The sequence below is a fragment of the Planococcus sp. CPCC 101016 genome, assembly GCF_007859295.1.
Lineage (GTDB): Bacteria > Bacillota > Bacilli > Bacillales_A > Planococcaceae > Planococcus.
In genome coordinates this window covers 1-914 of the sequence record NZ_VOHB01000001.1, presented here as the reverse complement: position 1 = coordinate 914, position 914 = coordinate 1, and the positions used below count along the sequence as shown (strand labels likewise).

8 tRNA genes and 1 rRNA gene are annotated in these 914 nt (G+C 52.7%); all 9 read left to right on the top strand.

Annotated elements, in window-relative coordinates:
- The first annotated feature begins 22 nt into the window (after nt 1-22).
- The 9 genes from rrf to FQV26_RS00005 all read left to right on the top strand — a co-directional run bounded on the left by rrf (nt 23) and on the right by FQV26_RS00005 (nt 914).
- A 5S ribosomal RNA gene (gene rrf / locus FQV26_RS00045) occupies nt 23-138 on the top strand.
- 10 nt (nt 139-148) lie between these two features.
- A tRNA-Val gene (locus FQV26_RS00040) sits at nt 149-224 on the top strand.
- Nucleotides 225-237: 13 nt separating this feature from the next.
- A tRNA-Thr gene (locus tag FQV26_RS00035) sits at nt 238-313 on the top strand.
- Between the two features lie 11 nt (nt 314-324).
- Nucleotides 325-400: transfer RNA gene (locus FQV26_RS00030), tRNA-Lys, on the top strand.
- Nucleotides 401-421: 21 nt separating this feature from the next.
- A tRNA-Leu gene (locus FQV26_RS00025) sits at nt 422-506 on the top strand.
- A gap of 5 nt (nt 507-511) precedes the next feature.
- Nucleotides 512-586 (top strand) — tRNA-Gly (locus tag FQV26_RS00020).
- Between the two features lie 29 nt (nt 587-615).
- Nucleotides 616-704, top strand: a tRNA-Leu gene (locus tag FQV26_RS00015).
- 31 nt (nt 705-735) lie between these two features.
- Nucleotides 736-812: transfer RNA gene (locus tag FQV26_RS00010), tRNA-Arg, on the top strand.
- A gap of 25 nt (nt 813-837) precedes the next feature.
- Nucleotides 838-914: transfer RNA gene (locus tag FQV26_RS00005), tRNA-Pro, on the top strand.

The following is a 914-nucleotide window of genomic DNA, read 5'->3' as shown; positions in this document are numbered from 1 at the left end:
CTTGTCTTTCAAAACCAAATAGTCCAGTGATGATGGCAAAGAGGCCACACCCGTTCCCATCCCGAACACGGCAGTTAAGCTCTTTTGCGCCGATGGTAGTTGGGGGTCTCCCCCTGTGAGAGTAGGACGTCGCTGGGCGATACATATCGGAGGATTAGCTCAGCTGGGAGAGCATCTGCCTTACAAGCAGAGGGTCGGCGGTTCGATCCCGTCATCCTCCACCATTTTTTCTCTTTCGCCGGAGTAGCTCAACTGGTAGAGCAACTGACTTGTAATCAGTAGGTTGAGGGTTCAAGTCCTTTCTCCGGCACCACTCATGCAAATGAGCCATTAGCTCAGCTGGTAGAGCATCTGACTTTTAATCAGAGGGTCGAAGGTTCGAATCCTTCATGGCTCACCATTTTAACTTCATTATTGCCACGCGGGTGTGGCGGAACTGGCAGACGCACTAGACTTAGGATCTAGCGCCTTCGGGCGTGGGGGTTCGACTCCCTTCACCCGCACCATTTTTGCGGAAGTAGTTCAGTGGTAGAACGCCACCTTGCCAAGGTGGAGGTCGCGAGTTCGAACCTCGTCTTCCGCTCCAATTTTTTTTGCAATCAAAACCGACCCTTCGCCGGGGTGGCGGAACTGGCAGACGCACAGGACTTAAAATCCTGCGGTAGGTGACTACCGTACCGGTTCGATTCCGGTCCTCGGCACCATTTTTTGCAAAACCACATGAACGTTTTATAGGCGCCCGTAGCTCAATTGGATAGAGTACTTGACTACGAATCAAGCGGTTAGAGGTTCGAGTCCTCTCGGGCGCGCCATCTTTTTACCCTTAGCAATCCAGTTCGGGAAGTAGCTCAGCTTGGTAGAGCACTTGGTTTGGGACCAAGGGGTCGCAGGTTCGAATCCTGTCTTCCCGACCA